We start from the raw sequence: 26,291 nt of genomic DNA on the forward strand, positions 1-26,291 counted from the left end.
TGAAGGCCATGTCGCTGACAGCGGTCCTGAAGACAGCCAATTCCGGCCTGGTGGCGTCGCAGGTCGGACTCCGAGCCGTCTCCGACAACATCGCCAACGTCAACACCGCCGGCTACGTCCGCAAGACGGTCGACCAGCAGCAAATGGTGGTGGGCGGCCGCGGAATGGGCGTCGAGGTCTCCGGCGTCAAGCGGGTGACCGATCAGTATCTCCAACTGGCCAGTCTGAGCTCGGCCTCCGAGGCGGGGCGCTGGGAAGCGGTCGCCCAGTATATGGACAACGCCCAGTCCCTGTTCGGCGACCCCTCCGGCGACAGCTTCTTCTTCGGACGGCTCGACGACATCTGGAGCGCCTTTGCGGCGACGGCCAACGACCCGTCCTCCAGCCTGCTGCGCAGTCAGGCGCTCTCCACCGTCGAGGATTTCCTCAACGAAGGCGCGCGGATCAACAACTCCCTTCAGGACCTGTTCCGGACCGTCGACACCAAGATCACCGCCGACATCGACCGGGCCAATGATCTGCTCGACCAGATCAACAAGCTGAACGCCGACATCAGCCGGGCCAAGATGGTCAATGCCGACGCCTCGGGCTCGGAGAACATCCAGAGCCAGCTGGTCGACGAACTGAGCGGCCTGATCAACGTCCAGGTCTCGGCCCGCCCCACCGGCGGTCTGATGATCCGCTCCACCGAAGGGGTGATGCTGGCGGGCGACGGCGCAGCCGTGCTGGCCTATTCCCGCACCGACAGCACCAAGGGCTATATCACCGCGGTCACCACCGCGGGATCGGGCGTCAGCAAGCCCATCACCATCACTGGCGGCGAACTGCGCGGGCTGTTGGACCTGCGCGACGACAAGCTGCCGGGCCTGTCCGACCAGCTGGGCGAGTTCATGACCCGGGCCTCGGACGCGATCAACGCCGCCCATAACGGCGCCACCACCGTGCCGGCCCAGGCGACCTTGACCGGGCGCTATACGGGCCTTGACCTGCCCACTGCGGTCAGCGGTTTCAGCGGCGCCACGACGGTCGCCATCGTCGACAGTGCGGGTCAGCTGACCCGCCGGGTGGATATCGACTTCGACGCCGGGACCATGAGCGTGGACGGGGGCCCCGCGGCGGCCTTCACACCGGCGAGCTTCCTGGCCGATCTGAACACCAGCCTGGGGGCCACCGGATCGGCGACCTTCACCAACGGGGCGCTCAGCATCTCGGCCGCCACCGGCGGCGTGGCGGTGGACGAGGGCACATCCCAGAAGGCCGGGCGGGGCTTCTCGCACTTCTTTGGTCTGAACGACATCATCCGCTCGGACGGCGTCACCAACTATGACAGCGGCCTGTCCCTCACCGACGCCCACGGCTTTACGCCCGGCGACCAGATGGTGCTGCGGCTGGCCCAGCCCGACGGCAAGCCGATCCGCGACGTGACGGTCACCGTGCCCGCCGGCGCCACCATGGCCGACCTTGTCAACGCCCTGAACAGCAACACCACAGGCGTCGGGCTCTATGGCCAGTACAGTCTGGACGCCAATGGCGCCCTGGCCTTTACGGGGTCCGAGCCCTTCTACGCCACAGCCTCGGTGGTGCAGGACAACACCTCCCGCGGCGTCGGCGGGCCCTCCATCAGCGAGCTCTTCGGCCTGGGGGTCACAGAGCGCACGAGCCGGGCCAACCGGCTAGCGGTGGCCTCGTCCTTTATCGCCAACCCGATGAAGATCGGCCTGGCCAAGCTCGATCTCTCCATGGCCCCGGGCCAGCCGGTGCTGACCCCGGGGGATGGCCGCGGCGCCCTGGCCCTGGCCAATGCCGGTGATGTGGTGACGCGGTTCTCCGCAGCCGGCTCCCTGGGCAAGGTGGACATGACTCTCTCGCGCTACGCCTCGGAATTCGGCGGCTCCGTCGGTCGGGAGGCCGCCGCCGCCGACACCCGCCGAGACAGCGCGCGGGCGGTCCAGACCGAGGCCATGAACCGGCGCCAGGCGGTCGAGGGCGTCAATCTCGACGAAGAGCTGGTGCGAATGACCACTTATCAACAGGCCTTCAACGCTTCGGCCCGCATGATCCAGGCGGCCAAGGAATTGTTCGACGTCCTGACCAACATCGTCTGAGGGCATTCACATGGTGAGCCGCGTCTCCACCGGCGGAAACTACAGCGCCGTCCTGGCCAATCTGATCGCCGCCCAGCAGCGGCAGACCGACGCCGGGGAAAAGGTCTCGAGCCAAAAGAACGGTTCGGACCTGAAGGACTATTCGCGCAACGCCGAGATGCTGACGGCGATGCGCTCTATCGACACCCGCCTGGCCGGCTATACCGAGCAGAACAAGCTGGTGAACGACAAGCTGATCACCCAGGACTTCGCGCTCAACCAAGTGGCCGACGCCGCCCAGACCGCCCGCCAGGCGATCGCCGAAGCCATCGCCAGCGGCCGGGTGGACACCCTGATGCAGGATATGCAGGGCGCCTTCCGCAATGGCGTCGAGGGGCTGAACAGCCGCTATGGCGGCAAGTACCTGTTTTCCGGCGGCCAGGTGGACACCCCGCCGTTCTCGGCCACCTCGCTCAGCGACCTGACCATCCCGGCGACCAATGTGGCCGACTACTTCCACAATGACACCTTCATCGCCCAGGCCAAGGTGGACGACTCCACCCTCGTCAATACGGGCTTCCTGGCCGACGCCTTCGGCACGGGCATGATGGAGGCCTTCAAGGCGGTGCAGGCGTTCCACGAGGGGGCCGATGGCCCCTTCAACGGCAATCTGACCGATGCCCAGCGCACCTTCCTGGAGGGACAGCTGCAGGTCTGGGACAGCGTCTATAACGACCAGATCAACATCGCTGGCCGCAACGGTATGGTCCAGAGCCGGGTCGAGTCGGTGAAGGAGGACCTGGTCATCCGCACCAACAGCATAAAGAGCATGATCGGGGACATCGTCGACGCCGACATGACCCTGGCCATTTCCAATCTCGAACAGGCCCAGATTTCCGTTCAGGCCGCCGCCCAGGTCTTTATCGCGCTGAAGGAAAGCTCGCTGCTCAACGTCCTGAGATAGGGCGCTCAGTCCTCAGGCCAGACCGTCGCGGGTTGGCTGGACAGGCTGTGGAAGGCGACATAGGCCTGATCCATGGGGCTTCCGACATAGCTCGGCCGTGAGATCATGCGCTCCAGCCAGGCCTTGGCGGCCGGGGTCGCCTCCAGCAGGGCGGCGCCTTCCGACGTGCGGCCGAAGAACAGCAGGTGGGGCAGCAGGAAGGCGTCGGCCAGGGTCAGTTGGCGCCCCACCAGATAGCCGCCGTCCGCCGCGGCCTCGCCGATCAGCCGCATTTGCAGACGGAGCGGATCGCGGGCGGCCTGCAGGAAATCCTGATCGACCTCGAACCCCCAGTTGGGACGCACCAGGCGCTCTTTCATGAAGCGGTTCATGATCGGGAACACATAGGCGTTGACCAGGCTGATCCAGCGCAGCACCTCGGCCTGGCCAAGCGCGTCGTGCGGCTGGAGGGGCGGGCCTTCGAAGGCGCGGTCTATATAATGGGTGATGGCCAGGGTCTCGTAGAGAATGACCTCGCCGTGCTGCATCACCGGCATCTTGCCGAACGGGTGCAGCCGAAGATGGGCCTCCGAGCCAAGGACCAGGGGGTTCAGCTCGTAGTCGATTCCCTTTTCGTCGGCCGCCAACATGGCGGTCCACAGATAGGCGCTGCCGGCCATCGAGTGAAAGATGAGTGTCGCCATCGGTTGTCTCCCCGCCTTCGCCAGCTTCGCCGGCCTTGGAGGGCGTGGCCTTGTCCCGGATCAAATCACGAGGTCACGGGACCTGGAGAGAACATCTTGCGAACATAGAACAAAAAGCGTACGACTGAGTCCTGGCCGCACAGACGGGGATCGCCCCGGTCGGCCCGACGGAATCATGGGATAAGGGGTCCCCTCAAATGGCACAGTCGGCGTTGAAACTCGTGGGTAAAGAAGAAGGCGACAAGCAGCGCGCGCTCGAGGCGGCGCTGTCTCAGATTGATCGGGCCTTCGGCAAGGGCTCGGTGATGAAGCTGGGGGACAAGGGCAAGATCGTCGAGATCGAGTCCTTTTCCACCGGCTCCCTCGGCCTGGACCTGGCGCTGGGGATCGGCGGCCTGCCCAAGGGGCGGATTGTCGAGATCTATGGCCCGGAAAGCTCCGGCAAGACGACGCTGGCCCTGCACGTGGTGGCCGAGGTCCAGAAGGGCGGCGGCACCGCGGCCTTCGTGGACGCCGAGCACGCCCTGGACCCGTCCTACGCCCACAAGCTGGGCGTGAACCTGGACGACCTCCTGGTCTCGCAGCCGGACACCGGCGAGCAGGCCCTGGAGATCACCGACACCCTGGTCCGTTCCGGCGCGGTTGACGTGATTGTCATCGACTCCGTGGCCGCCCTTACGCCGCGAGCCGAAATCGAAGGCGAGATGGGCGACAGCCTGCCGGGCCTGCAGGCCCGGCTGATGAGCCAGGCCCTGCGCAAGCTCACCGGCTCCATTTCCAAGACCAAGACCCTGGTCATCTTCATCAACCAGATCCGGATGAAGATCGGCGTCATGTACGGCAGCCCGGAGACCACCACCGGCGGCAATGCGCTGAAGTTCTACGCCTCGGTGCGCCTGGACATCCGTCGCACCGGCTCGGTCAAGCAGCGTGACGAGATCGTCGGCAACAATGTCCGGGTCAAGGTGGTCAAGAACAAGGTGGCCCCGCCGTTCCGTGAGGTCGAGTTCGACATCATGTACGGCGAAGGCATCTCCAAGCTGGGCGAGATCATCGACCTGGGCGTCAAGGCCGGCGTGGTCGAGAAGTCCGGCTCCTGGTTCTCCTTCAACAGCCAGCGGATCGGCCAGGGCCGCGACAATGTGCGGGAATTCCTCAAGGCCAATCGCGATGTGGCCGACGAGATCGAGAAGGCGGTGCGCGGCGCCACCTCCAAGATCGAGGAAGAACTGCTCGTCGGCGGACCTGACGACAAGGACGACTGAGGCTTCTGGCCGGCATCCGTCACAGATGTCCTGAGGAGAGCCGGTCATAGGTTCTCCGCAGACAGCGTCGCGCCCGGGCCGGACGCCCCCGCCGATATGCGTTCGGTCCTCTCAGGACCCCAACGCGGCGCCTCGTTTGCGGAGGAGGACGCCCTGGCCCGCCGCCAGGGCGTCCTTTTTCTTTGCGCGCGCCGTGGACTCCCGTAAACGACCGGCAAAATTCCCCTGCGCGGCCGAGCCTGCGCGCCCTATATGCAAGCCATGTCCAGCCTGAACCAGATCCGCAGCACGTTCATCGACTTCTTCAAGGGTCGCGATCACCTGGTGATCCCCTCGGCGCCCCTGGTGCCGCAGAACGATCCGACGCTGATGTTCGTCAACGCCGGCATGGTGCCGTTCAAGAACTACTTCACCGGCGCCGAGACGCCCCCGGCGCCCCGGGCGGTGTCGGTTCAGAAGTGCGTCCGGGCCGGCGGCAAGCACAACGACCTGGACAATGTGGGCTATACCGGCCGCCACCAGACCTTCTTCGAGATGCTGGGGAACTTCTCCTTCGGCGACTATTTCAAGGAAGGCGCCATCGAACTGGCCTGGGAGCTGATGACCAAGGACATTGGTCTGGACCCCGCCCGCCTGATGGTCACCATCGCGCCGGACGACGAGGACGCCGCGGCCCTGTGGCGCAAGATCGCCGGCCTGCCGGATTCAAAGATCGTGCGGCTGGAAGAAAACTTCTGGTCCATGGGCGACACTGGCCCGTGCGGCACCAATACCGAGATCTTCTATGATCACGGCGACCACGTGGCCGGGGGCCCCCCCGGCAGCCCGGACGAGGACGGCGACCGGTTCGTCGAAATCTGGAACCTGGTCTTCATGCGCTGGGAGCAGTTCGCCGACGGCACGCGCAAGGACCTGCCTAAGCCGCAGATCGACACCGGGATGGGCCTGGAGCGGATCACCACGGTCCTACAGGGCGTCCATTCCAACTATGACACCGACCTCTTCCGCACCCTCATCGCCGCCAGCGAAGAGGCCACGGGCGCCGCGGCCCGCGGCGAGGCCCGGTTCTCGCACCAGGTCATCGTCGATCACCTGCGCTCCACGAGCTTCCTGATCGCCGATGGCGTCTCGCCCTCCAATGAAGGCCGCGGCTATGTGCTGCGGCGGATCATGCGCCGGGCCATGCGCCACGCCCACATGCTGGGCGCGGCCGAGCCCCTGATGCACCGGCTGGTCCCGACCCTGGTGTCGGAGATGGGCGAGGCCTATCCGGAACTGCGGCGGGCCGAGGCGACGATCTCCGAGACCCTGCGCCAGGAGGAGGAACGCTTCCGCCGCACCCTCGGCCGGGGCATGAGCCTGCTGGAAGAGGCCACGGCCCAACTGGCCGAGGGCGGCGAACTGCCCGGCGAGACGGCCTTCAAGCTCTATGACACCTACGGCTTCCCCCTCGATCTGACCCAGGACGCCGTGCGCGCCATGGGCCTGAGCGTCGATCTCGCCGGCTTCGATGCGGCCATGAAGCGCCAGAAGGACCAGGCCCGCGAGGCCTGGACCGGCTCTGGCCAGGTGGCGGCGTCCGGCGAGTGGTTCGCCCTGCGCGAACGCCTGGGGGCCACCGAATTCGTCGGTCACGACACCACCGAGACCACCGCCAAGGTCCTGGCCCTGGTGGATGGGGGCGCCGAGATTCCCCGCGCCGAAGCCGGCCAGACCGTCCAGGTCCTGTTTGACCACACCCCCTTCTACGGCGAGAGCGGCGGCCAGGCTGGTGACCTGGGCGAAGTCGAATGGGCCGGGGGCCAGGCCCGTGTCCTCGACACCCAGAAGCAGGCTGGCGACCTCCACGTCCATGTGATCGAGATCACCGACGGCGCCCTGGTCACAGGCGCGTCCGTGCGTCTGGCCCTGGATGCTGCGCGGCGCACCGCCACCCGGGCCAACCACTCGGCCACCCACCTGCTGCATGCGGCCCTGCGCAATGTGCTGGGACCCCATGTGAGCCAGAAGGGCCAGATGGTGGACGGCGAGCGCATCCGCTTCGACTTCAGCCACGGCCAGCCGCTCACCCTGGAGGAGATCGACAAGATCGAGGCCGAGGTGAATGCGGTGATCCGCCAGAACCTGCCGGCCGAGACCAAGAACATGGCCCCCGAAGAGGCCATCGAGGCCGGCGCCATGGCCCTGTTCGGCGAGAAGTATGGGGATGTGGTCCGGGTCCTGACCCTGGGCCGGGCCCTGGATGGGAGCGGCCCCTATTCGGTCGAGCTGTGCGGCGGCACCCATGTGGCCCGCACCGGCGACATCGCCCTGTTCAAGATCGTCTCCGAAAGCGGCGTGGCCGCCGGCGTTCGCCGCATCGAGGCCCTGACGGGTGAGCCGGCCCGCCGCTGGCTGCTGGACCAGGCTCTGGTGTCGCGCCAGCTGGCCGAGCAGTTCAAGACCCCGGTGTCCGAGGTTCTGGGCCGGGTGGAGGCCCTGGAGGCTCAGCGGCGCAAGCTGGAAAAGGAACTGGGCGACGCCAAGCGCCAGCTCGCCATGGGCGGCGGCGGGGGCGCGGCTCAGGCCGGGCCTGAGGAGATCGCCGGCGTCCAGGTGCTGGCGCGGGTGATGGACGGGGTCGGCGGCAAGGACCTGCGGCCCATCGCCGAAGAATTCAAGTAGCAGGTGACCGACGGCATCATCGCCCTGGTGGGGGTGGCCGAAGGCAAGGCCGCCGTCACCGTGGCGGTGACCGGCGCGGCCAAGGATCGCTTCAACGCCGCCGACCTCGCCAAGGCCGCCGTGATCGCCATGGGCGGGCAGGGCGCCGGCGGGCGTCCCGACTTTGCCCAGGGCGGCGCCCCCGATGGCGCCCGGGCCGAAGAGGGGCTGGCGGCCCTGAAGGCGGCGATCACCGGTTAGGGCCGGACGGTCGCGGCCTCAGGCCGGGGGCGTGCGCACGCAGGCCAGCTTGTTCCCCTGCGGGTCGCGGACATAGGCGGCGTACCAGCCCTCGCCATATTGCGGGCGAAGGCCCGGCGGCCCCTCATCAGCGCCGCCATGGGCCATGGCGGCTTCATAGAAGGCGTCCACCACCTGGGGCGTGGGGGCGTAGAAGCCCAGCATGACGCCGTTGCCGGCCCGGGCGGCCTGGCCATCGAAGGGCTTGCAGACCCAGAGCGTCTGGCCCTGGCCGTCGCCTGCGCGGCCATAGCCGGTCCAGCCCTCGAAGGCGTAGAGCTGGGTCAGGCCCAGGGTGGCCAGCACCGCATCATAGAAGGCGACCGCCGCAGGCAGGTCATCTGCGCCCAGGGTCATATAGCCCAGAACCGGGCCCGCATCCCCGGCGGTCGGCGGCGTCGTCATCTGATCTCTCCCATCCCATCAGGCCGGCCATCCGGCTCCGTGGAATAGAACATAACAGGAACATTCTAGCTTAGGAAGTGGGCCGCCAGGGTCATGGTCAGGGCGCTCAGCACCGTGCCGGCGATCACCGCCTCGGCGGCGCCGCGGGCGAACACCCCCAGGGCCCGGGTCTGGATGAAGACATTCACCGCCGTGGGGCAGGCGGCCAGCAGGGTGGCGACGGCGCGCGTGGCCGGATCGACCCCGCCGAGGCCCAGGACCACCCACACCAGCACCGGGGCGGCCAGGAGCTTGAGCCCGAGGGCGAGGCCAAGGGGGGCGAGGGCGGCCCGGTCTGGCCAGGCGCCCTCGCGGCCGATGAGGCCGCCCAGGGCGATCAAGGCGATGGGGCTGGCCGTGGCCGCCAGAAGGCTGAGCCCCTGGTCGGCGAGGCCCGGCAGGCGGGTCCCTGTGGCCGACAGGATGAGCCCGCAGACGGCGCCGAGCACAGTGGGATTGGCCAGCACCCGACGCAGGGCTGCGGCCAGGCCGACCGAGGCGGCGCCGGTCTGCAAGATGGCCACGGCCAGGCCCATCAGGACGATGAAGTCCACCGCCACCAGGGCTGCGGCCTGGGGTCGGACAGCCTCCCCCAGCACGGCGACGGCCAGGGGGGCGCCGAGGAAGGCGGTGTTGCCGATGGCCGCCGCCATGGGTAGGCCCGCCACGCTCTGGCGGGGCAGGTCGAGGCGCCGGGCCAGGACCCAGGCGAACAGCAGGACCGCGGTCAGGGAGAGCCCATAGAGGCCCAGCGCCAGGGCCTGGCTCATGTTTGGCGGCGGGGCGTCGCCGAGCCAGCGGATCAGCAGGGCGGGAAAGCCGATCCAGAAGGTGTAGGCCGACATCCATCCCCCCAGGCGGGCGCCCAGCAGGCCGAACCGGCCGGCCAGGGCGCCGGCGGCGATGATCGCGAAGAAGGGCGCGATGCGCGCAAGAAGGTCCAAGGCTCGAAGGTCCGACCGCGCCTAGGCTTCCGGGCGCTCAGGCAGGCGCACATGCACCAGAGTCCACTGGAAAAGGGCGGTGCGCTGGAAGGTCAGCACCGTCACCTCGCCCGGCCGGCCCGGAGGATGGACGGCGAACCGGGTGCGGTTGATCCCCCAGTAGCGCAGGCTGGGCCAGGGCTCCTTGAGGGGCGCCGTCAGGCGGCGGGCGCCTTGGGCCGGCGCAGGCTCGGGCGGCGCCGCGCCCGGCTCATAGCCGCGGACCACGTCATAAAGGCCGGCCGGCGTCAGATAGGGCTCCAGTCGGGCTGGGGCCGGCGTGAGGGGCGCCAGGGGCTCGGCGAAGGGCTCCAGCGCCCGGCGCATGGCGCCCATGGGGTCGCGCCAGATGTCGGGCGCCGCGGCCGCCTCGCCGGCGGCGCGCTCCGGCGGCGGCGGCTCCCGGACCTGATCGCGCAGGCTGGTGCGCAGGGCGCGGAAATCCACCATCTCGGCCAACCCCACCACGTCCTGGTCCCGCGCATTGGCCTTCAGGGCCCGATAGGCGAACCAGGGCGCCGCGGCGAAGGCGAGCGCGAACAGCACAAGACAGACGAGGAAGATCTTGAAGAGCTGACGTCTGACCATGGGCCGGTCGGGTCCCCTCGGCCAAGCTTTGCAGGTTATGGATCAGGCTTAACACGGCGCCCGCCAGGCCGCCATTTCCTCGCCCAGCAGGACGCGCGGAGCCCGACGAGGGACCGCGGCCTTGCCCCTTACCGGCGCCCCGCAATGATCAGGTTGGGCTCTTAGCCGTCGCACGTATCGCCAGTCGACGACCGCAGTGCAGAGGTGTTTGAACCGTTGAGACGGGTGGATTTCGGGCGTTGGTGCGGTACGCTCGAGCGCAGGTTGGCGCGACTCCTGCATTGGCGTTGCATCGAAAGTGTTTGCGCATGAAGCGATGGCTCTCTGGCGCTCTTCTCGCCGTCGTAGCGTTTGGCCTTCAGGGCTGCATCACCACGGCGCTGTACGTGACCAATCGCCCATCACAGTCCGTGCTAAATGAGATGGGACGCTGGTGCGCCCGCGATTCCGGGGTGCGTTGGCGGGGCGGTCGGGCCGAGAGCTTGGACCTGTGGATACCGGGGAACCTGAACCGTGAACCCGATCCGCACGCGCCACTGGCCGATGCTGAGCCCTATCGAGACTTTGGCTACGGCGAGGTGCTGCTGCGAAGCGGTATCGCGCGAACGGTGCTGATTAACGTGCAGGAGCGAAAGTACGTTGATCCGAACTCCGGCGCCTTCGGCCCAATGGTAGGAGAGCCGACAGGCATCTATCGGCTGGAACTCCGCAGGCCAAACGATCCGCATTGCGCGCCCTACCTGGCGCTCCGGGACAAGGTGGAGCGATGGAACACACCGGAACGGCGCGCGGATGTGGAGCGTCAACCTTGCCCCTCATACGAATACGTCGGCCCATTCGACGGACAGCCGCGGAAGGACATGTATGTGACGTTCTTCGACGCGCAGGCTGACGCGCGCGGTTTCACCCGCATGGGCGCCGTGCTCATCGTCGGCGGCGAAGTTCGCGCGACGGAAGTCCGCTACAGCGCGGTGAGCCCCAACGGAGCCAGTGAACATTCAGGTTGGTGGGGCGTGAAAGCATGCGCTTCCTTCGGGACAGAGATCGTCAGTGGGCCGCCGCAGCCATAGCGCCGGGCGAAGAGATCCACACTACAAGTGTCCAAGTTGGGTCGATTTCACCGGCGGCCAGTCTGCAAGCAGCCGGCCACTCGCCCTCGCTGAGGTATGTCCGGACATCAGCCCGGAGGTAAGACCGGTCGTGGCGCTCAACGGCCGCCGCAGCCCTGCACGGCCAGGCTCTCCTACGGCAGACCCGCTTGAGCCACCGAGCGAGCGCGCGAGGGGGGAGATCTCCACCACCTGACCTGTTGACCGGCCGATCGTCCCATCCGAGTTTCGCGCATGGACGTATCGCAGATTGAAATAGTACGGCCACTCGCTGGCGGCGGCGGTAACGCAACGGTCGACCTCGTCCGAGCCGGCGGTCAACTTTGGGTTCTCAAGTGTCATCGGCCGCGAGAGGTAGCGGCGGAACGGCTCTTTCAGAGCTCACTACGTGAGCATGGGTTACCGAACCTCCAGGTCGCAGACTGCAGTGGACTCCGTCCGGATCAGCTGCTGATGGAATACGTCTCGGGGTCGCCCACCATCGGTGGCTCGCCATCACTTAACCTCTGCCGGCGTTGGGGTGAGGCCATTAGAGACCTTCACGGCATCCGATCATCAGAGTTCCAGACGTTGGATGGCCAAGGAATGCCGGTTCTCGCGAGCTGGCAGGATTTCGTCGCAGAGCTGATCCACAAGGCCATTGATCGACAACGGGAGCGGGAGACAGGCTTGCCGGCGGGCCTCCTCGACAAAGCCGCACTCGGGCTGGCAAAGCTCAAGAAGTTCAACCCGCCAGAGTTCGTGCTGACCCACGGCGACTTGCACCTCAATAACGCCCTTAAGCGGGGCGGCGAAGTCGTCCTCTTCGACAAGCCGGCGGACGTCTGGGTGGCGCCTCGGGTATTTGATTTGTGCCTCATTTACTCCGAGGCTTTTCCGGGCGCCCTTTACGACGTGAACCGGCAGGGTGACGAGGCCCGGCTGAGCGCATTTCTCGAAGGGTATGGCGATCTGCCGCCTGAGCAGCCCGAGTGGCTCGAGCTTTTTGTACTGCTTCGCTCGCTGCGCCGGTACCCGAGCCCATTCGTGCCCGAGCTTCGCGCGGTCATCGAGGCTGCCCTGGATAGGATCGCGAGACTGTAGTGGGTGGCGGTGGAGCTCCCGGCCCTACTTGATCAGCCCATCTTCACGTGTCGCGAGCCAGTCGATACAGAGCTTCGACGCGTATTGGTTTCACCTGCCACTGATCGTTGGCACCAGCGACATTCTCGCTCGGGAATGTGCGCATATCGGCCGTGCGGTAAGATCCGGCTCTGGCGCCGAACGGACATCCATGGACATCGCGATCCCTCGGGGCCGCGCCGGGGCCGGCTTAGGTCGTCCGGGCCAGACCTATGGTGGGGTCAGGTCCACCGCAATTCGAACGATAGCCGCCTGGCGGAGCCTAAGCTTGGCTGGTGCGTTTGAGGCGGCATGGGGGCCCGGCTACACAAGCTTGCGCACGATCTGCGGACCACCTTCTGGGTCGTGCCCTCGGTGCTGGTCGCGCTCGGAACGGCGGCGGCGTTTGGGGCGGTGGCGGCCGAGGGGGCCGACTGGATTCCCGGGCCGTTGATGTCGCTGCTCTATGAGGGCGGCGAGAGCGGCGCGCGGACCCTGCTGGGCGCCATCGCCACCTCGACCATCGGCGTCACCGGCACGCTGTTTTCCATCACCATCGCAGCCCTGACCCTGGCGTCGAGCCAGATGGGGCCGCGCCTGCTGGACAACTTCACCCGCGACCGCGGAAACCAGGTGGTGCTCGGGGTCTTCCTGGGGTCTTTCGCCTATTGCCTGGTGGTCCTGCGTCAGGTTCGCGGCGGCGAGGACGACCTGTTCGTGCCCCGCCTTGCGCTGGGCGGCGCCATGGTCTTGGCCGGTCTCTGCGTGGCGCTGCTGGTCTATTACGTCCACCACATGTCGACGCGGATCAATATCGACACCGTGATCGATCTGGTGCGCCGCGAGCTGTTCGCCGCCCTGGACAGCCTGACGCGTCGGGAGCCAGACCCAAACAGCCTGGGACCAGAGGATATCGACCTGGACTGGTCGGAAGCCCGCCGGGTCAGCGACGGCCGCAATGGCTATCTGCAGGAGCTTGATGTCGAGGCCCTGGCCGACTGGGCGCAGGACACCGGGGCGCGAGTCCGCCTGTTGGTGCGGCCTGGCGACTTCATCGTCGCCGGAGGCTGCGTCGCCCTGGTTCATCCCCCGGAGACGAAGGGGGCCGAAGAGGCCATGGCGCGGGCCACGGCGCTGGGCGCCAAGCGCACCTCCGGCAGCGATCTCGAATACAGCGTCCGCCAGTTGGTGGAGGTGGCGGTCCGGGCTCTGTCGCCGGGCATCAACGACCCCATGACCGCCATCGCCGTGCTGGACCAGTTGGGCTCGGCCCTTTGCCGCGTGGTCGATCGTCATTTTCCCAGGGGGGTGACCATCCGCGACGGGCGGGTCCTGGTGGTGCGGCCGGTCAGCGACTATGCCGGCCTGGTCGATGTCTGCTTCGATATGATCCGTCAGAGCGGCGCCCATGCGCCCAGCGTGGCGATCCGCCTGCTGGAAATCCTCGCCCTGGTGGCCGAGCAGGAGCGCGATCCGCAACGGCTGGCCAGCCTGCGCATCCACGCCGACAAGGTCGTGTCGGACGCCCGAAAGGCCGTGACCAACAGGGAAGATCTGCGCGACCTGATGGCGCGGCGGCGCAACTTTGGCGCGGTCGCCGCCCATGGCGGCCCGGCGCGCCGCGCCGAGCCTTAGGGGTCTCGCCTAGGCCTGGGCCGACAGGGCCTTGTCGAGATTGACCGCCACCTTGTCGATGAAGCCTTCGGTGGTCAGCCAGCCCTGGGTGTCGCCCACCAGCAGGGCCAGGTCCTTGGTCATCGAGCCGCTTTCGACGGTGGAGACGCAGACCTCTTCCAGGGTCTTGGCGAACTTGGCCAGGGCCTCGTTGCCGTCCAGCTTGGCCCGGTGCTCCAGGCCCCGCGTCCAGGCGAAGATCGAGGCGATGGAGTTGGTCGAGGTGCTCTCGCCGCGCTGATGCTGGCGATAGTGACGGGTGACGGTCCCGTGGGCGGCCTCGGCCTCGAGGGTCTTGCCGTCCGGGGTGATCAGCACCGAGGTCATCAGGCCCAGCGAGCCGAAGCCCTGAGCCACCTGGTCGGACTGGACGTCGCCGTCATAGTTCTTGGCCGCCCAGATGAAGCCGCCGGACCATTTCAGGGCCGAGGCGACCATGTCGTCGATCAGGCGGTGCTCATAGACGATGCCGGCGGCCTTGTACTTCTCGGCGTACTTGGCCTCATAGACCTCGGCGAAGATGTCCTTGAAGCGCCCGTCATAGGCCTTGAGGATGGTGTTCTTGGTCGACAGATAGACCGGATAGTTGCGGTTCAGGCCATAGGCCAGGCAGGCCTCGGCGAATTCGCGGATCGAGTCGTCCAGATTGTACATGGCCATGGCCACGCCCGAACCCGGATAGTCGAACACCTCGCGCTCGATGACGTCGCCATTCTCGCCTTCCCAGCGGATGGTCATCTTGCCCTTGCCGGGCACCAGGAAGTCGGTGGCCCGGTACTGGTCGCCATAGGCGTGGCGGCCGACGATGATCGGCTGGGTCCAGCCGGGGATCAGGCGCGGGACGTTCTTGCAGATGATCGGCTCGCGGAAGACCACGCCGCCGAGGATGTTGCGGATGGTGCCGTTGGGCGAACGCCACATCTGCTTGAGGCCGAACTCCTCGACCCGGGCCTCGTCCGGCGTGATGGTCGCGCACTTGATGCCGACGCCGTACTTCTGGATGGCTTCGGCGGCCTCGACCGTGACCTTGTCGTCGGTCTGATCCCGATACTCGATGCCCAGATCGTAATAGGCGATGTCGAGATCGAGATAGGGGAAGATGAGCTTGTCCTTGATCATCTTCCAGATGATCCGGGTCATCTCGTCCCCGTCGATATCGACGACGGGATTGGCGACTTTGATCTTGGCCATAGGCGAGGCGCGCTCCGTGGCGGAATTGAGGGGTTGAGGCCGTATACAAGGCCTGCGCCGGTGCGCAAAGCCACGACGGCGTCAAAGATGGCCGACATGGGAACGTCGCATGGGCGTTCTAGTTAAAGCCGCGTGCGTGCCGAAGCCCCCCCACTCGGCCTGATTGGCGCCCCAGTCCTCGTACTGGTGGCGGAGCCGTGGGACTTCGAGTCCCCTGACGGGCGTGGGCGTCTGCGCGGACAAGTCAGTAAAATCCATGACTTCGCCCCAGACGGCGGTCAGGAACTGATCCTCACGATCGCGCCCATGACCCTGGGCGGCGCCATGGTTACGGCCTTGCGGGCGTTGGGGCTTCATCCGGCGCAGGAAAATCTGATCCAGCGCCTTGAGCGCCATCGGCCGACCGGCGTTCGCCTCTATGGACCGGGGTCCCGCTCGCGTCTGCTGGTCGGATCGATTCGGCGCCTGGAGGCGTGACCCAAGGGAAGCCCGAAGGCGTCAGCCGACGGCGCCGACCACGCTGCGGGCCAGGTCGGCGAAGATCGCCTCGCGTTCGTTGTCCGCCAGGCGGGCGCCTGAGAGGAAGACGGCGATCACATACTGCCGGCCATCCTCCAGGGTGATTATGCCGATGTCGTTGGTGGCGGGGTTCATGCCCAGGTCCGTGCGGGCCGTGCCGGTCTTGTGGGCCAGGCGCGCGCCCGAAGGCAGGCCGGCCGCCAGACGCGCCTGGCCGGTGGTCGTTTCGCCCATGATCTGCAACAGGCGGGCCGTGGAGGCCTCAGACAGCAGCTCCCCCCGGGCGAGCTTGGCCAGGAAGAGCAGGGCCTCGCGGGGCGTGGTCGTGTCCCGTGGGTCGCTCAGATAGGCCTCTGTTGCGGCCTGACGCTCGGCTGGCGGCACGGCCAAAAGGGCGGCGCGATAGGCGGCTTCGCCCTTCCAGGCCAGGCGGAAGGAGTCCATCCCCGCGATCTCGGGCTGAAGCTGACGCTCATAACGATCGACCCGCATGTCGCGGATGTCCCGGGCGCGCAGCCAGGCGGTGACGGCGCCCGGGCCGCCGATCCGCCGCATCAACACGTCGGCGGCGGTGTTGTCGCTGGCGCCGGCGCTCAGGGTCAGAAGCTCGGCCACCGTATAGTCCCGGCGGCCGGGATAGGCGTCGGCCACAGGGCTGAAGGGGGGCGAGATGTCTTCGTCCGTCAGGGTGATGGTTTCATCCAGGTCCAGACGACCCGCATCGACCTCGGCCAGGACGGCGGCGGCCAGGGGCGCCTTGAAGACGCTCTGCATCGGGAAGCGGTCGCTGCCCTTGATCGCCCAGAGTTCGCCGCTCTCCAGGTTCATCACCGCGGCCCCCAGACGACCGGGGGCGGCGCGGGCGGTCAGTTCGGCCGCTGTCTCATCCAGCCGTTCGGCGTCGAGGCGCGGGGTGGTGGAGACGGTCTGAGGCATGCCCGGTTCGCAGGCCGCGACAAGCAGGACGGCGGCCAGAAGGACGAGACGATGCATCGGCAAGGCTCCGGACAATGGGCGAGGGGGTTGCGCGCATCGTCGCTCAGACTGAAAACGCCACATGACCGCAAGTTCGCCCCCTGCACCAACCATTATCCTGTCCGCCCCTCAGCTGGCCGAGAACATCGGGGCCTGCGCCCGGGTGATGGCCAATTTCGGCCTGGAGGACCTCCGGCTGGTCAATCCCCGCGATGGCTGGCCCCAGGACCGGGCCTGGGCCTCGGCGTCTGGCGCCGACTGGCCGCTGGATGGGGCGAAGGTCTGCGGCAGCGTGGCCGAGGCGGTGGGCGACCTGCAATTGGTCTTCGCCACCACGGCGCGCCCGCGGGAGCTGCAACTCCCGGTGATCACCCCGCGGGAGGCGGCCGCAGAGCTGGCCGCCGCCGTGGCCGCCGGTCAGAAGGTGGGCCTGTTATATGGGGCCGAACGGGCCGGGCTGGAGACCGCCGAGGTCGCCCTTTGTCAGGCGGTGGTGACCGTGCCGGTCGATCCGCGCTTCCATTCCCTCAATCTTGCCCAGGCCGTGGCGATCAACGCCTATGAGTGGCGGATGACCCAGGCCTCAGGGCCGCCGCCGCGGTTCCGGGACGGACCGGAGCCGGCCGCCCAGGCCGCGATGATGGGCCTCTATGGCCAGCTGGAGGCCGAGCTGGACGCCGCCGGCTTCTTCCATCCGCCGGAAAAGCGGCCGTCGATGGTCCACAATCTCCGCTCGGCCCTGGGTCGGGCGAGCTTCAGCGACCAGGAGGTGCGCACCTTCCGCGGGGTGGTCACCGCGCTCTCCCGCGGCCGCGGCCGGGTTCTCGACAAGCTCGCCCGAGAGAAGGCCGAGCGGGAAGCCGGGGGCGATCCGGCCGGCTCGGAGACTTGACGCCGGGACGCCTTCCACGATCATAAGAGATCAATGATAACCTATCTGCGGTCGGGGAGAGCGCCATGTCGGGAACGGATTTGAAGACGGCCGCCATGAAGGCGTGGCTCTATGGCCTGCCGCTGGTTGAGATCGCCGCGACCCGGGCGCGGGGCCTATCCTTCGGCCAGAGCCTCAACACCATCGCCCATGTGCGCAAGCTGGCCACGCCCAAGCACCGGGCGGTGACCACGCCCAACAACGACACCCTCTATTCCTCGGCCCAGCTGGACCTGTCCCAGGGGCCGGTGACCCTGACCCTGCCTGCCACGGGCGAGCGCTACTTCTCCCTGGCGTTGATGGACGCCTACACCAACAATTTCGCGATCCTGGGGACCCGCACCACCGGGCCCAACGGTGGAACCTTCACCCTGGTGGGTCCCAACGAGGCGGCCGAAGGCCGCCATGTGGTCCGCGCGCCCACCAACCACGTCTGGGCGCTGGGGCGGGTGGTGGTCTATGGGCCAGACGACCTGGAGGCTGCGCAGCAGGTGCAGTCGGGCCTGGCGATCCAGGGGCCGGCGGCCCCGGCTCCGCCGCCGGCCGTCAAGCGCAGCGCGTCCTGGCAGGACTATTTCGCCGCTCTCGCCGATCTCATGAAGGCCAATCCGCCGCCGGTGACCGACCGCGCCCTTCTGGAGGAGATCGCGGCCCTGGGGCTGGAGACCGGCTTTGATCCCGCACGGTTTTCGCAGGCTGAGGTCGCCGAGATCGAGGCGGGCCTGGCCGAGGCCCGGGTGGCGGTGCGCCGGGGCGGCCTGACCGGCGACCACTTCATCGACGGCTGGTCCTATCCCAGCGCGACGCTGGGCGACTTCGGGCAGAACTATCACTATCGGGCAACCGTGGCGTTGGGGGGCCTGGCCGCCCTGCCGCCGGTGGAGGCGCTGTATATGCGCGCTCGCGGCGACCAGCCCCGGGGGCTCTATGACGGGCTGAAGGCCTACCGGCTCCACTTCCCCGCCGATCGCCTGCCGCCGGTCAACTCCTTCTGGTCGCTGAGCCTCTATGAGGCCACCGAGGACGGGCAGTTCTTCTTCGCCGACAATCCCCTGGACCGCTACGCCATCGGCGATCGCACCCCGGGCCTGACCTATAACGACGACGGCTCCCTCGACATCTGGATCGGCAGCGAAAGCCCGGGCGAGGATCGGCAGGGCAACTGGCTGCCGGCGCCGGCCGGCCCCTTCGCGCTGTTCATGCGCACCTATCTGCCCAGGCCGGAACTGCTGGACGGCGCCTATCGCCTGCCGCCGGTCGAAGCGGTCTGAGACGTCTTAACCCTGGAAGCCTTCGGGCGTAGGCTGGGCGGGGCAGGCATAGGTGACGATGAAGGTCTCCGGGCCGGCCGGCGTCTCCACCACCACCGAGGCGTCATCGACGGGCTCGGCGTCCTCAGCGCAGATCCGCAGGGTGCGTGCGCCCGTCCAGGCGATCCCCAGGCTGCGAACCGAGGCCAGGGTGGCGAAGGTGGTTTCCGCGCCGCTCACATGGCGCAGGCTGAGTTCGGCCCCCAGGCCGGTGCGTAGGGTCAGGCCGCCCCCGGTGAAGGCGACATCGAGCACGAACTGACCGTCCGGGCTGGGGGTCTCCATGTCGTCGGGGATCGACATCAGGCAGCCTGACAGGAGGAGAGCCGCCGCGCCCAAAGGCGCCAGGCGGCGGAAACCGAGACTCTGCTTCATCGAGGTGGAATGAGCGAAGCGGGCCAAGGTTGCCGCTTCGGCCGGCCGTGCCCCATGATGAGAGAACGTCGTCCAGTGAGGCGGCAAGACGAAGGCGTCGCGGCGATCCCGCCGGTAGCCGCCCGACTTCTGGAGGATGACATGGCCCATTCCGAAACGACGCCGTCGCGCCGCGCCCTGATCGCCGGTGGGGCGGGCCTCGCCGCCATGGCCGCCGGATCGGCCGCTCAGTCAGCCGCCGCCGCCGACCTCAGGACGCCGCCAGAGGGCGCCACCGCCATGGCCCGGGATGGTCGCTTCACCGGCAAGGTGGTGCTGATCACCGGCGCCACCTCCGGCATTGGCCGGGCCACCGCCAAGGCCTTCGCGCTTGAGGGCGCCAAGGTGATGTTCTGCGGTCGGCGAGAGGCCCTGGGCGCGCAGGCGCAGGCCGAGATCCGGGCGGCCGGCGGCGAAGCGGTCTATCGCCGCGCCGACGTGCGGGTCGAGGCCGATGTGGCCGCCCTGGTGGCGGCCTGCGTCGAGACGTTTGGGGGCCTCGACATCGCCTTCAACAACGCCGGGATCGCGGGGCGGGCCGGCGACATGGGCGCTGGGTTCGACTGGGCGGTCCACAACGACATCATGGCCACCAACCTCGAAGGCGTGATCCGCTGCACCAACCACGAAATCCCGGCCATGAAGGCCCGGGGCGGCGGATCGATCATCAATACCGCCTCGGTCATGGGCTATGTGGGCTCTGGTCCCATCATGTCCTACGCCCTGTCCAAGGCCGGCGTGCTGAGCCTGACCCGCTCCACCGCCCTGCAGGTGGCCGGCGACAATATCCGGGTGAACGCCGTCTCGCCGGGCCCCATCGACACGCCGATGATGGGCGGCGGCGCGGCTGAGGCCTCCGGCGCCCGCACCCCGGCCGGCCGCGCCGGCCAGCCCGAGGAGATCGCCCACGCCGTCATGTACCTCGCCGACAGCGCCGCCAGCTATGTCACGGGCGAGGATCTGCGCGTGGATGGCGGCGTGCGCGCCTGAGTCTTACTTAACGTCATGGTGCGGCGCCACCTGAGATTGCTTGCGGTCGGGGGATCATCCTGGGGTCCCCTGAAACGCAAAAAAGCTTATAAAAGCCCGTGAAAATCAACGCCATCGCTCTTCACTAATGGGGAGAAGACGCGTACTTCGGCTATGTGAGCGACCCGAATTTGTGCGGTGCAACATGCCCAACGACGTTAACAGCCTGCTGAAGCGGATCAACCAGACCGGGATCACCTACCAGGTGTTCAGCCGGCCTGAGATCCTCGGTGCGCCGGTGGAATCGCCCCTCGTTGAGGCGGCCGTCTTTGAGGCGCCGGCGGCGTCGGAGGCCCAGGACCCAGACCCGGTGATCGAAGCCATGGCCGCCGCCAGCGAACCCCCGGAGCGGTCGCGGCCCGCCCTGGTCTATGCGCGGCCTGCCCCGGAGCAGGAAGAGGCGCCTCGTACGCTTTTCCGCCGCTACGCCAAGGACGGTAGCGCGAGCGAGGGGGCGTCGGGCGAACGTCTGAGCGAACTGTTCCGCCGTTACGCCGACTGATCGGCCCGCGCGACGCTGGCGAGCAGTTCAAGCACCGCAGAATAATAGTCTTCCTCATGCACGCCCTGGCCGTGCGGGTTCGGTGATCGCTCGGGGTCGGCCACAAAGCGCGCCATGGCGGTCGCGCCAAGGGACATGCGAAAATCGGCCGTTTCGCCGGTGTTGAGATCGACCCAGGCCGGCGGCGCTGTGTTCGCCTCGAGATAGGGCCGCCAGAACGCAGCGGCGGCCTGGACCTGCGGGTGGTCGCGTAGCCCCGCCCATGCCAGATAGAAGGGCGCCCGGATGGCGTCGAACCCGAACCTCGGCGGCCGCGTCGGTTCCAGGACGCTTTGACCGTCGGACGTCCGCCGGGTCCAGTCCCCGGGCAGCCTCGGCTCGCCGAAGCGCGCGGCCCGAGCCTCGGCGAGGCCGTCGCTGATGATGCGGGACCAGCCCTCTTGAGGACCGGCCCCCTGGAAGGCCTGGAGCGCAGGCGCGACAAAATAGGACGGGTTGTACGTAAGGTAGTCGTCCGTGCGAAAGCCCTCCAGCCCCGGCGAAAGCAATCGCCGCCCGGCGATCTCCGTCACCAGATGTCGCTTAATCGCCTTCTGGATTCGGCCTGAGGCCTGGATGTAGCGGCGCTCGCCCCACCGCCGCCCAGCCCGTAGGAGGGCCCAGGCGATAAAGATGTCGCCATCGGTGGCGTTGTTGAGGTCGGCCACGGTCTCCGGCGCCCGGGGATCATAGCGCCAACTGAACAGGCCGTCCTGGCGTCGAGCCAGGTGAGCCTGGGTCCAGTTCCACATCAGCTCGAAGGCTGGGCGGTCGTCATGGCTGGCGGCGAGGAACATGGAAAATCCCTGCCCTTCGGTGTGGCTCACGCCGCCGCCGGTGGTGTCGAGAATGCGTCCGTCGGCGGCGAGGAAACGCCCCTTGAAAGCGTCCCACATCACAGCCTCGGGCGCGCGGGCGCAGGCCACCAGCGGAGGGCCGCCGCCCGCCAGCAGCCCGGCGCTGGCCAGCAGGGTGCGGCGTCGGGTCCAGAGCCCGCCCTGCGCGCGCGCCCTATCGGCCATGCAGGAATTCCAGGGGCATGGCGGAGTCCGACATCCGCCTCAGGGTGGTGAGGGGGCTGCCCTGAGCCTCGAACCAGGCGGCGTACACGCCCTCGAGCACGGCGGCGGCGCCGGCCGACCACATGATCCCATCGGTCTCGAAGGCCGTTGGGTAGGCCCCATGGACGATGGCGATGCCTTCGTCGATGGGGCGCAGACGTGTCCAGCCCCAGTCCACCTGGCTCCAGATGTCATTCATGGCGGCCTCGAGTTCGGGCAGGGTGTCCTTGGGGGACAAAGGCAGGCGCCCCGCCATGCGCCGGCCGACGGCGCGGAGAAACCCCAGCACTTCCTCGCGCTCGGCGCCCACGTGCAACTCCACCGCCAGGGCCGCCAGGAAGGCGCGCCACTGGACGCTGCAACGGCGGGCCGAAAGATAGGCCTCGTTGAGCTGCTGGGTTTCGGCCGCAGGGATGATGGTCTGCGTATCGCTCATGGGACGCCTTTCCCGAGAGTTTGTTTCAGATAGACGCTCGCGCGGGTCTCGTCGTAGTCGCCGAACCCGCTGAAGCCGGTTTCAAGCCCGAGCACCGCGGCTGCGCTGAGGTCGTATTCGAGCTTGGCGGCGGCCGAGAACCCAAAGCCGCTCTGGCTTCGGCTCGGATAGAAGGCGCTCACCTCTCGGGTCTCCCCGGCATAGAAGGCCATCTGGCCCTGCAGGGCGGGATCGTCGGGGAAGTAGGCGACGGAGTCCTCGCGATAGGTCTCATAGCCCGGCGTCAGGGCGACTTCGAGCCGCCACGGATCGCGCGCGCTGCGCAGGCTGATCGGCAGGGCCACGCTGGTGAACTGCTGGGGGCTGAAATACCCCCCGTGGCCCAGGCTGAACCGGTTCTGATTGTTGTCGAACGCCTGATGGTTCAGGTTCACCCCGATCTGGACCTGGGTCTCATCGCTCGCATAGGGGCGGACATAGGCGCCGACATTGACGTGGTAGCTCTCGTTGTCGGCGGTGAGCAGGCCCTCATATCGGCTGGCGGCGACATCGGCATAGACACCGGCGATGTCCTGTTCGTAGGCGAAGCCCACACCGGCTCCCGTGCGCCGCACCGCCCCCCAGACCTGGCCGGTGACCGGGTCCTTGGCGCCGGCATAGGCGGCCAGGCTGTCGGTCACGGCCCGTCGCTCGGCCCAGAGGCGGGCCTCCAGACCTTCGGCCAACTGCGGCGTCCAGCGCACGCCGCCGACAGCGTCGGACCGTCCAAAGCCCAGGGGCGTCACTCCCAGGTCCAGGGCGAAGGTCCCGCTGGTGTAGCTGACGGACACCCCCGCGCCGCTGGCGGTCTGGGCGCCGGGATCGATGAGCTGCGGATCGTATTCCCCGAAGACCGCGTCGGCGGCCAGGATGGGGTTGGCTCCGAACCGGGCAAGACTGTCGGCGCTGGCGGCCCCGGCGTCCAGGGTGACGGGCTCGACCACCAGGGCCAGGCGGCCCGAGCCGATCAGAGGCGTCGAGATGCTGGCCTGGGCCTTGAGTTCATTGAGCTGGCTTAAACCCGCCTCGCCGGAACGCGCCCGCAGACTGATCGTGCCGGTGATCTGCGGCGCGGCCCGCCGGCTGAGCTCGGCGATCTGCTGGTCGATGGCGTTGAGCACGCGGTCCTGGCCGCCCGGCGCCGGCAAGGCCCTCGCGGCCTGTTGCGGAACGGCGAAGGGGTTGAACGCCGTCGGCGCCTGCGGGCTCGCCCCGGGCCAGGCCGGCTGAACGGGCGCGGCGGCGCCCCAGGGGGCGGTCGCAGCAGGCGCTTGGGCAGGAGCCGCGGTCGGGGCTGGCCAGTAGAGTCCGCCATCCGCCGGAGCCGCAGCAGGCTGCAGCGCCGCCATCTGGGTCGCAGCCGGCGAGGGCAGGGCGATCGCGCTCGCCCACGGATAGGCCGAGGCCAGGACCGACGGCGATGCCGGCGCCGCAGCCGCCCAGGCCGGCGTCGCCGCCGAGAGGGGCGAGGTCAGGTTGCGGGCGAAGGGGTTGGGGCCAAGCCCGCCGCCGCCAGCCCCCACGCCGCCGGGCAGAAGCGCGGACCCGCGGGCGGCCATCTGCCGTTCGCGGATGTCGCGGGCCTGCTCCAGGGCGCGCAGCGCCGCACGCCGGTCGCCCGCCGCCTGCTCCACCTGCGAGAGGAGGACCAGGAGCTCCACATTCTCCGGCGCCTGGCCGATCGCCTGGCGTACGGTGCGCCGGGCGCGGGCGTGGTCCCCCTGGGCCAGGGCGGCCTCGGCCAGGCCGCTGAGCGCGCCGGGATCGTTGGGGCGAAGGCGCAGGGCGGCTTCGAAGACATCGGCCGCCGGTCCATACATCTGGCCGCTCTGGTAGAGCCGGCCCAGGCTGGCCAGGAGATCGGGATCCTGAGGGGCCAGGGCGTAGGCCTGGGACAGGGCGTCGAACGCCCCGGCCAGATCGCCGGCCAGGCGCAGCCGCTCGGCCCGCTCCGTCCCCAGGGTCGCCCCCAGTTCGGCCAGGCTGCGGCGGGCCGCCGGAGTCTGGGCGCCTTCCAGGGAGATGCGGCGAATCAGGCTGGCCGCCTCCACGTCGCGGCCGGCCTTGGCCAGCACGACGACAAAGCCGCGGTAGGCGCTTGGATCGTCCTCCGGCTCGGCGATCAGGGCCGCCTGGGCCATGGCCAGGGCCTGACCCTGATCGCCCGCGGTGTAGAGGGCCTCCGCCACCTGGCCGCGCAGAGAGGTCGCCAGGTCGGCGCGGGAGGCATAGGCCCGCAAGGCGGGCACGGCGGCGTAGGCCTGGCCGCTGGCGGCGGCCTCGCTGAGTTGGGCGATGGCGACGCGGGTCTCCAGGCCCTGGGCGAACAGGCTCATCTCCGAGGTGCGTGCGGCGGCAGGAATGCGGGTCAGGAGGGCCAGCGCCTGGTCGCCGCGGCCCTGCTGGTCGGAGAAGAGGGCTGCGGCGTACAGGCTCTCGGCGTCCCCGTGGGCTTCGGCGCCGGCCATCAGGCCAAGAGCCGCGCCGGCCTGGCCCTGAGCGTCGAGGAAGCGGGCGTAGTCGTAGCGGATCCAGGGGTCGGTCGGCCGAAGGGCCAGGGCGGTCTGGAAGGCGCTCTGGGCGCTGGCGGTGTCCCCTTGCGCCCAGAAACGTTCGCCGCGCCGGTGTTCGACGGCGGCCCGGATCTGGTTCAGCCGCGCCGGCGCGACGCCGGCCGCGCTCAGCTGGTTGGCCAGGGTGAAGCCTTCTTCGGTCTTGTCCTGAGCAAGCAGGGACTCCAGCAGGCCCACCTGGGCGTCGGCGTCGTTGGGCGTCGCCGTCAGCAGCCGGCGATAGGCTGTTTCGGCCTCGGCCCAGCGCTCGGCCTGCCGAAGGCTTTCGGCCAGGACCGACCAGGCCAGGGCGGCGTCCTGGGGACGGGGCGCTTCCAGGGCCTGGGCCAGGGTCTGGGCGCGGCCATAGTCGCCCGCGTCCAGCGCAGCCTGGGCCTGACGCAGCCCGGAGAAGAAGCGGGCCGAGGCGAGGGCCTCGCGCCAGCGCTGGGCGCTCGCCGGCGCCGCGGCGCTCGCCCGGCGCAGAAGCTCCTCGGCTTCGGTGAAGCTTTCAGCCCGTAGGCGAACCAGGCCCAACCCGCCCAGGGCGTCGGCGTCGTTGGGCCGGCTGGCCAGGACGGTCTGGAACCGCGCCTCGGCGTCGGCGGTGTCGCCGCGCTCCAAGGCGGCGAAACCCTGGGTCCGCTCAATCGCGACGGGATCGACGGCGGCCTGGGCGACGGCGCGGGACTCACGCGCCTGGGCGAGCTTGCGTGACACCTCGGCGTCGGCGCCGCGGGCGCTGAGATAGGCTTCAAACAGGCCGGCGTCACGGGGCGCGGCGCCGAGCCAGAGCAGCGCCTGGCGCCAGGCCTGGGCCGCAGCCGTCGCCGTCTGGCCGCTGCCGACGGCCAGCCGCGCGAGGCGGGCGATGCCATCCCGGCGGCTGGACTCGGCGTAGGTCAGGGCGCGGGCATAGGCCAGTTGCAGGCCCGCGTCCTGGGGACTGGCGTCGGCCAGGCCCTTGAGGCCGCGGATGGCCTCGTCGCGGCCGGATGGCAAGCCCGCCAAGGTCTCATAGAACTCACGGGCATTGGCCGGCGGGGGCGAACCGCCGCCAAAGGCGCGGCGATAGGCGGCGACGGCGGCCTGGGTCTGGCCGGCCTGGGCCAGTCGGCGGGCCTCGGGCAGATCCCGGGCTTCGGCTTGCCGGCGTTGGGCGCCCTGGGCCAGGGTCGCCAAGCGCGGATCGTTGGGCGCGGCCGCCCGCAGGCGCGCCGCCCAACGTTGGGCGGTGGCGGCGTCGCCATCCTCGGCGGCGTAGCGGGCCAGGGCGGCCAGGGCGTCGGCGTTCCGCGGATCGGCGACCAGGGCGCGCTCCAGGGCCTGCTGGGCGAGATCGGCCCGCCCGCGCTCGCGCCAGAAGGCGGCCTGGCGGACAAGGGTGGCGACCGCCTCCTGCGAGGTCTGAGCCGATGCGGGCGCGGCGACGGCCAAGGCGACGCCCGCCGCGCC

The 26,291-nt window shown here is 68.8% G+C and carries 21 protein-coding genes and 1 pseudogene; 11 read left to right on the forward strand and 11 right to left on the reverse strand.

What is annotated here, in order from left to right:
* Positions 1 to 8: 8 nt before the first annotated feature.
* The gene (gene flgK, locus Q7S93_RS08285) at positions 9 to 2,105 is read left to right on the forward strand and encodes a flagellar hook-associated protein FlgK (protein WP_304713411.1); all 2,097 of its coding nucleotides are present in this window, start codon (positions 9 to 11) and stop codon (positions 2,103 to 2,105) included.
* A 10-nt stretch (positions 2,106 to 2,115) separates the two neighbouring features.
* Positions 2,116 to 3,048: a flagellin gene (locus Q7S93_RS08290; RefSeq protein ID WP_304713412.1), complete on the forward strand. Its 933-nt coding sequence runs from the start codon at positions 2,116 to 2,118 to the stop codon at positions 3,046 to 3,048.
* Positions 3,049 to 3,053: 5 nt separating this feature from the next.
* On the opposite strand, the gene Q7S93_RS08295 is transcribed toward Q7S93_RS08290, so the two are convergent.
* The gene (locus Q7S93_RS08295) at positions 3,054 to 3,731 is read right to left on the reverse strand and encodes a glutathione S-transferase family protein (protein WP_304713413.1); all 678 of its coding nucleotides are present in this window, start codon (positions 3,729 to 3,731) and stop codon (positions 3,054 to 3,056) included.
* A gap of 197 nt (positions 3,732 to 3,928) precedes the next feature.
* Here Q7S93_RS08295 and recA point away from each other — a divergent pair, with 197 nt between their 5' ends.
* Positions 3,929 to 4,996 carry a recombinase RecA gene (gene recA / locus Q7S93_RS08300; RefSeq protein WP_304713414.1) on the forward strand — a complete coding sequence of 356 codons (1,068 nt, stop codon included), beginning with the start codon at positions 3,929 to 3,931 and terminating at the stop codon, positions 4,994 to 4,996.
* Between the two features lie 261 nt (positions 4,997 to 5,257).
* Positions 5,258 to 7,900, forward strand: a pseudogene (gene alaS, locus Q7S93_RS08305) (alanine--tRNA ligase).
* An 18-nt stretch (positions 7,901 to 7,918) separates the two neighbouring features.
* Here the strand turns inward: alaS and Q7S93_RS08310 are convergent.
* The 3 genes from Q7S93_RS08310 to Q7S93_RS08320 form a co-directional block, all read right to left on the reverse strand.
* Complete coding sequence (locus tag Q7S93_RS08310; protein WP_304713415.1) at positions 7,919 to 8,344, reverse strand: VOC family protein; 426 nt, start codon at positions 8,342 to 8,344, stop codon at positions 7,919 to 7,921.
* Positions 8,345 to 8,409: 65 nt separating this feature from the next.
* Positions 8,410 to 9,327 (reverse strand): AEC family transporter, encoded by a 918-nt coding sequence (locus Q7S93_RS08315; RefSeq protein WP_304713416.1) that lies wholly within the window; start codon positions 9,325 to 9,327, stop codon positions 8,410 to 8,412.
* Positions 9,328 to 9,348: 21 nt separating this feature from the next.
* Entirely contained in the window at positions 9,349 to 9,954 is a 606-nt protein-coding gene (locus tag Q7S93_RS08320) for a DUF2939 domain-containing protein (RefSeq protein WP_304713417.1), read from the reverse strand.
* Between the two features lie 308 nt (positions 9,955 to 10,262).
* Here Q7S93_RS08320 and Q7S93_RS08325 point away from each other — a divergent pair, with 308 nt between their 5' ends.
* The 3 genes from Q7S93_RS08325 to Q7S93_RS08335 all read left to right on the forward strand — a co-directional run bounded on the left by Q7S93_RS08325 (position 10,263) and on the right by Q7S93_RS08335 (position 13,799).
* Positions 10,263 to 11,024: a hypothetical protein gene (locus Q7S93_RS08325; protein ID WP_304713418.1), complete on the forward strand. Its 762-nt coding sequence runs from the start codon at positions 10,263 to 10,265 to the stop codon at positions 11,022 to 11,024.
* A 273-nt stretch (positions 11,025 to 11,297) separates the two neighbouring features.
* Complete coding sequence (locus tag Q7S93_RS08330; RefSeq protein ID WP_304713419.1) at positions 11,298 to 12,146, forward strand: phosphotransferase enzyme family protein; 849 nt, start codon at positions 11,298 to 11,300, stop codon at positions 12,144 to 12,146.
* A gap of 330 nt (positions 12,147 to 12,476) precedes the next feature.
* The gene (locus tag Q7S93_RS08335) at positions 12,477 to 13,799 is read left to right on the forward strand and encodes a DUF2254 domain-containing protein (protein WP_304713420.1); all 1,323 of its coding nucleotides are present in this window, start codon (positions 12,477 to 12,479) and stop codon (positions 13,797 to 13,799) included.
* Positions 13,800 to 13,808: 9 nt separating this feature from the next.
* On the opposite strand, the gene Q7S93_RS08340 is transcribed toward Q7S93_RS08335, so the two are convergent.
* The 3 genes from Q7S93_RS08340 to bla form a co-directional block, all read right to left on the reverse strand.
* Positions 13,809 to 15,029 (reverse strand): NADP-dependent isocitrate dehydrogenase, encoded by a 1,221-nt coding sequence (locus Q7S93_RS08340; RefSeq protein ID WP_304713421.1) that lies wholly within the window; start codon positions 15,027 to 15,029, stop codon positions 13,809 to 13,811.
* A gap of 81 nt (positions 15,030 to 15,110) precedes the next feature.
* Positions 15,111 to 15,425, reverse strand: a complete 315-nt coding sequence (locus Q7S93_RS08345) for a hypothetical protein (protein WP_304713422.1) — start codon at positions 15,423 to 15,425, stop codon at positions 15,111 to 15,113.
* Positions 15,426 to 15,527: 102 nt separating this feature from the next.
* A complete protein-coding gene (gene bla / locus Q7S93_RS08350) occupies positions 15,528 to 16,541 on the reverse strand; it encodes a class A beta-lactamase (protein ID WP_304713423.1) in 1,014 nt (337 codons plus the stop codon).
* A 64-nt stretch (positions 16,542 to 16,605) separates the two neighbouring features.
* Here bla and Q7S93_RS08355 point away from each other — a divergent pair, with 64 nt between their 5' ends.
* Together Q7S93_RS08355 and Q7S93_RS08360 are read left to right on the forward strand one after the other, a co-directional pair.
* Positions 16,606 to 17,415, forward strand: a complete 810-nt coding sequence (locus tag Q7S93_RS08355) for an RNA methyltransferase (protein WP_304713424.1) — start codon at positions 16,606 to 16,608, stop codon at positions 17,413 to 17,415.
* Positions 17,416 to 17,480: 65 nt separating this feature from the next.
* Positions 17,481 to 18,725, forward strand: coding sequence for a DUF1254 domain-containing protein (locus tag Q7S93_RS08360; RefSeq protein ID WP_304713425.1), 1,245 nt, complete (start codon positions 17,481 to 17,483; stop codon positions 18,723 to 18,725).
* A gap of 6 nt (positions 18,726 to 18,731) precedes the next feature.
* Here the strand turns inward: Q7S93_RS08360 and Q7S93_RS08365 are convergent, their stop codons facing one another.
* Positions 18,732 to 19,166 carry a hypothetical protein gene (locus Q7S93_RS08365; RefSeq protein ID WP_304713426.1) on the reverse strand — a complete coding sequence of 145 codons (435 nt, stop codon included), beginning with the start codon at positions 19,164 to 19,166 and terminating at the stop codon, positions 18,732 to 18,734.
* A 114-nt stretch (positions 19,167 to 19,280) separates the two neighbouring features.
* Between Q7S93_RS08365 and Q7S93_RS08370 the strand changes: the two genes are divergently transcribed.
* On the forward strand, positions 19,281 to 20,168 hold the full coding sequence (locus tag Q7S93_RS08370) for an SDR family NAD(P)-dependent oxidoreductase (protein ID WP_304713427.1): 888 nt from the start codon (positions 19,281 to 19,283) through the stop codon (positions 20,166 to 20,168).
* 184 nt (positions 20,169 to 20,352) lie between these two features.
* Positions 20,353 to 20,709: a hypothetical protein gene (locus Q7S93_RS08375; protein WP_304713428.1), complete on the forward strand. Its 357-nt coding sequence runs from the start codon at positions 20,353 to 20,355 to the stop codon at positions 20,707 to 20,709.
* Here Q7S93_RS08375 and Q7S93_RS08380 read toward each other — a convergent pair.
* The 3 genes from Q7S93_RS08380 to Q7S93_RS08390 are packed head-to-tail and all read right to left on the reverse strand — an operon-like array spanning position 20,697 to position 26,273.
* The gene (locus Q7S93_RS08380) at positions 20,697 to 21,770 is read right to left on the reverse strand and encodes a glycosyl hydrolase family 8 (RefSeq protein WP_304713429.1); all 1,074 of its coding nucleotides are present in this window, start codon (positions 21,768 to 21,770) and stop codon (positions 20,697 to 20,699) included. The genes Q7S93_RS08375 and Q7S93_RS08380 overlap by 13 nt on opposite strands.
* Positions 21,760 to 22,245: a cellulose biosynthesis protein BcsD gene (gene bcsD, locus Q7S93_RS08385; RefSeq protein ID WP_304713430.1), complete on the reverse strand. Its 486-nt coding sequence runs from the start codon at positions 22,243 to 22,245 to the stop codon at positions 21,760 to 21,762. Before bcsD ends, Q7S93_RS08380 begins: the two co-directional genes overlap by 11 nt.
* A complete protein-coding gene (locus Q7S93_RS08390; RefSeq protein ID WP_304713431.1) occupies positions 22,242 to 26,273 on the reverse strand; it encodes a cellulose biosynthesis protein BcsC in 4,032 nt (1,343 codons plus the stop codon). The genes bcsD and Q7S93_RS08390 overlap by 4 nt, the downstream gene beginning before the upstream one ends.
* Between the last annotated feature and the right edge of the window lie 18 nt (positions 26,274 to 26,291).

It is taken from the genome of Phenylobacterium sp. (assembly GCF_030646615.1).
GTDB lineage: Bacteria > Pseudomonadota > Alphaproteobacteria > Caulobacterales > Caulobacteraceae > Phenylobacterium.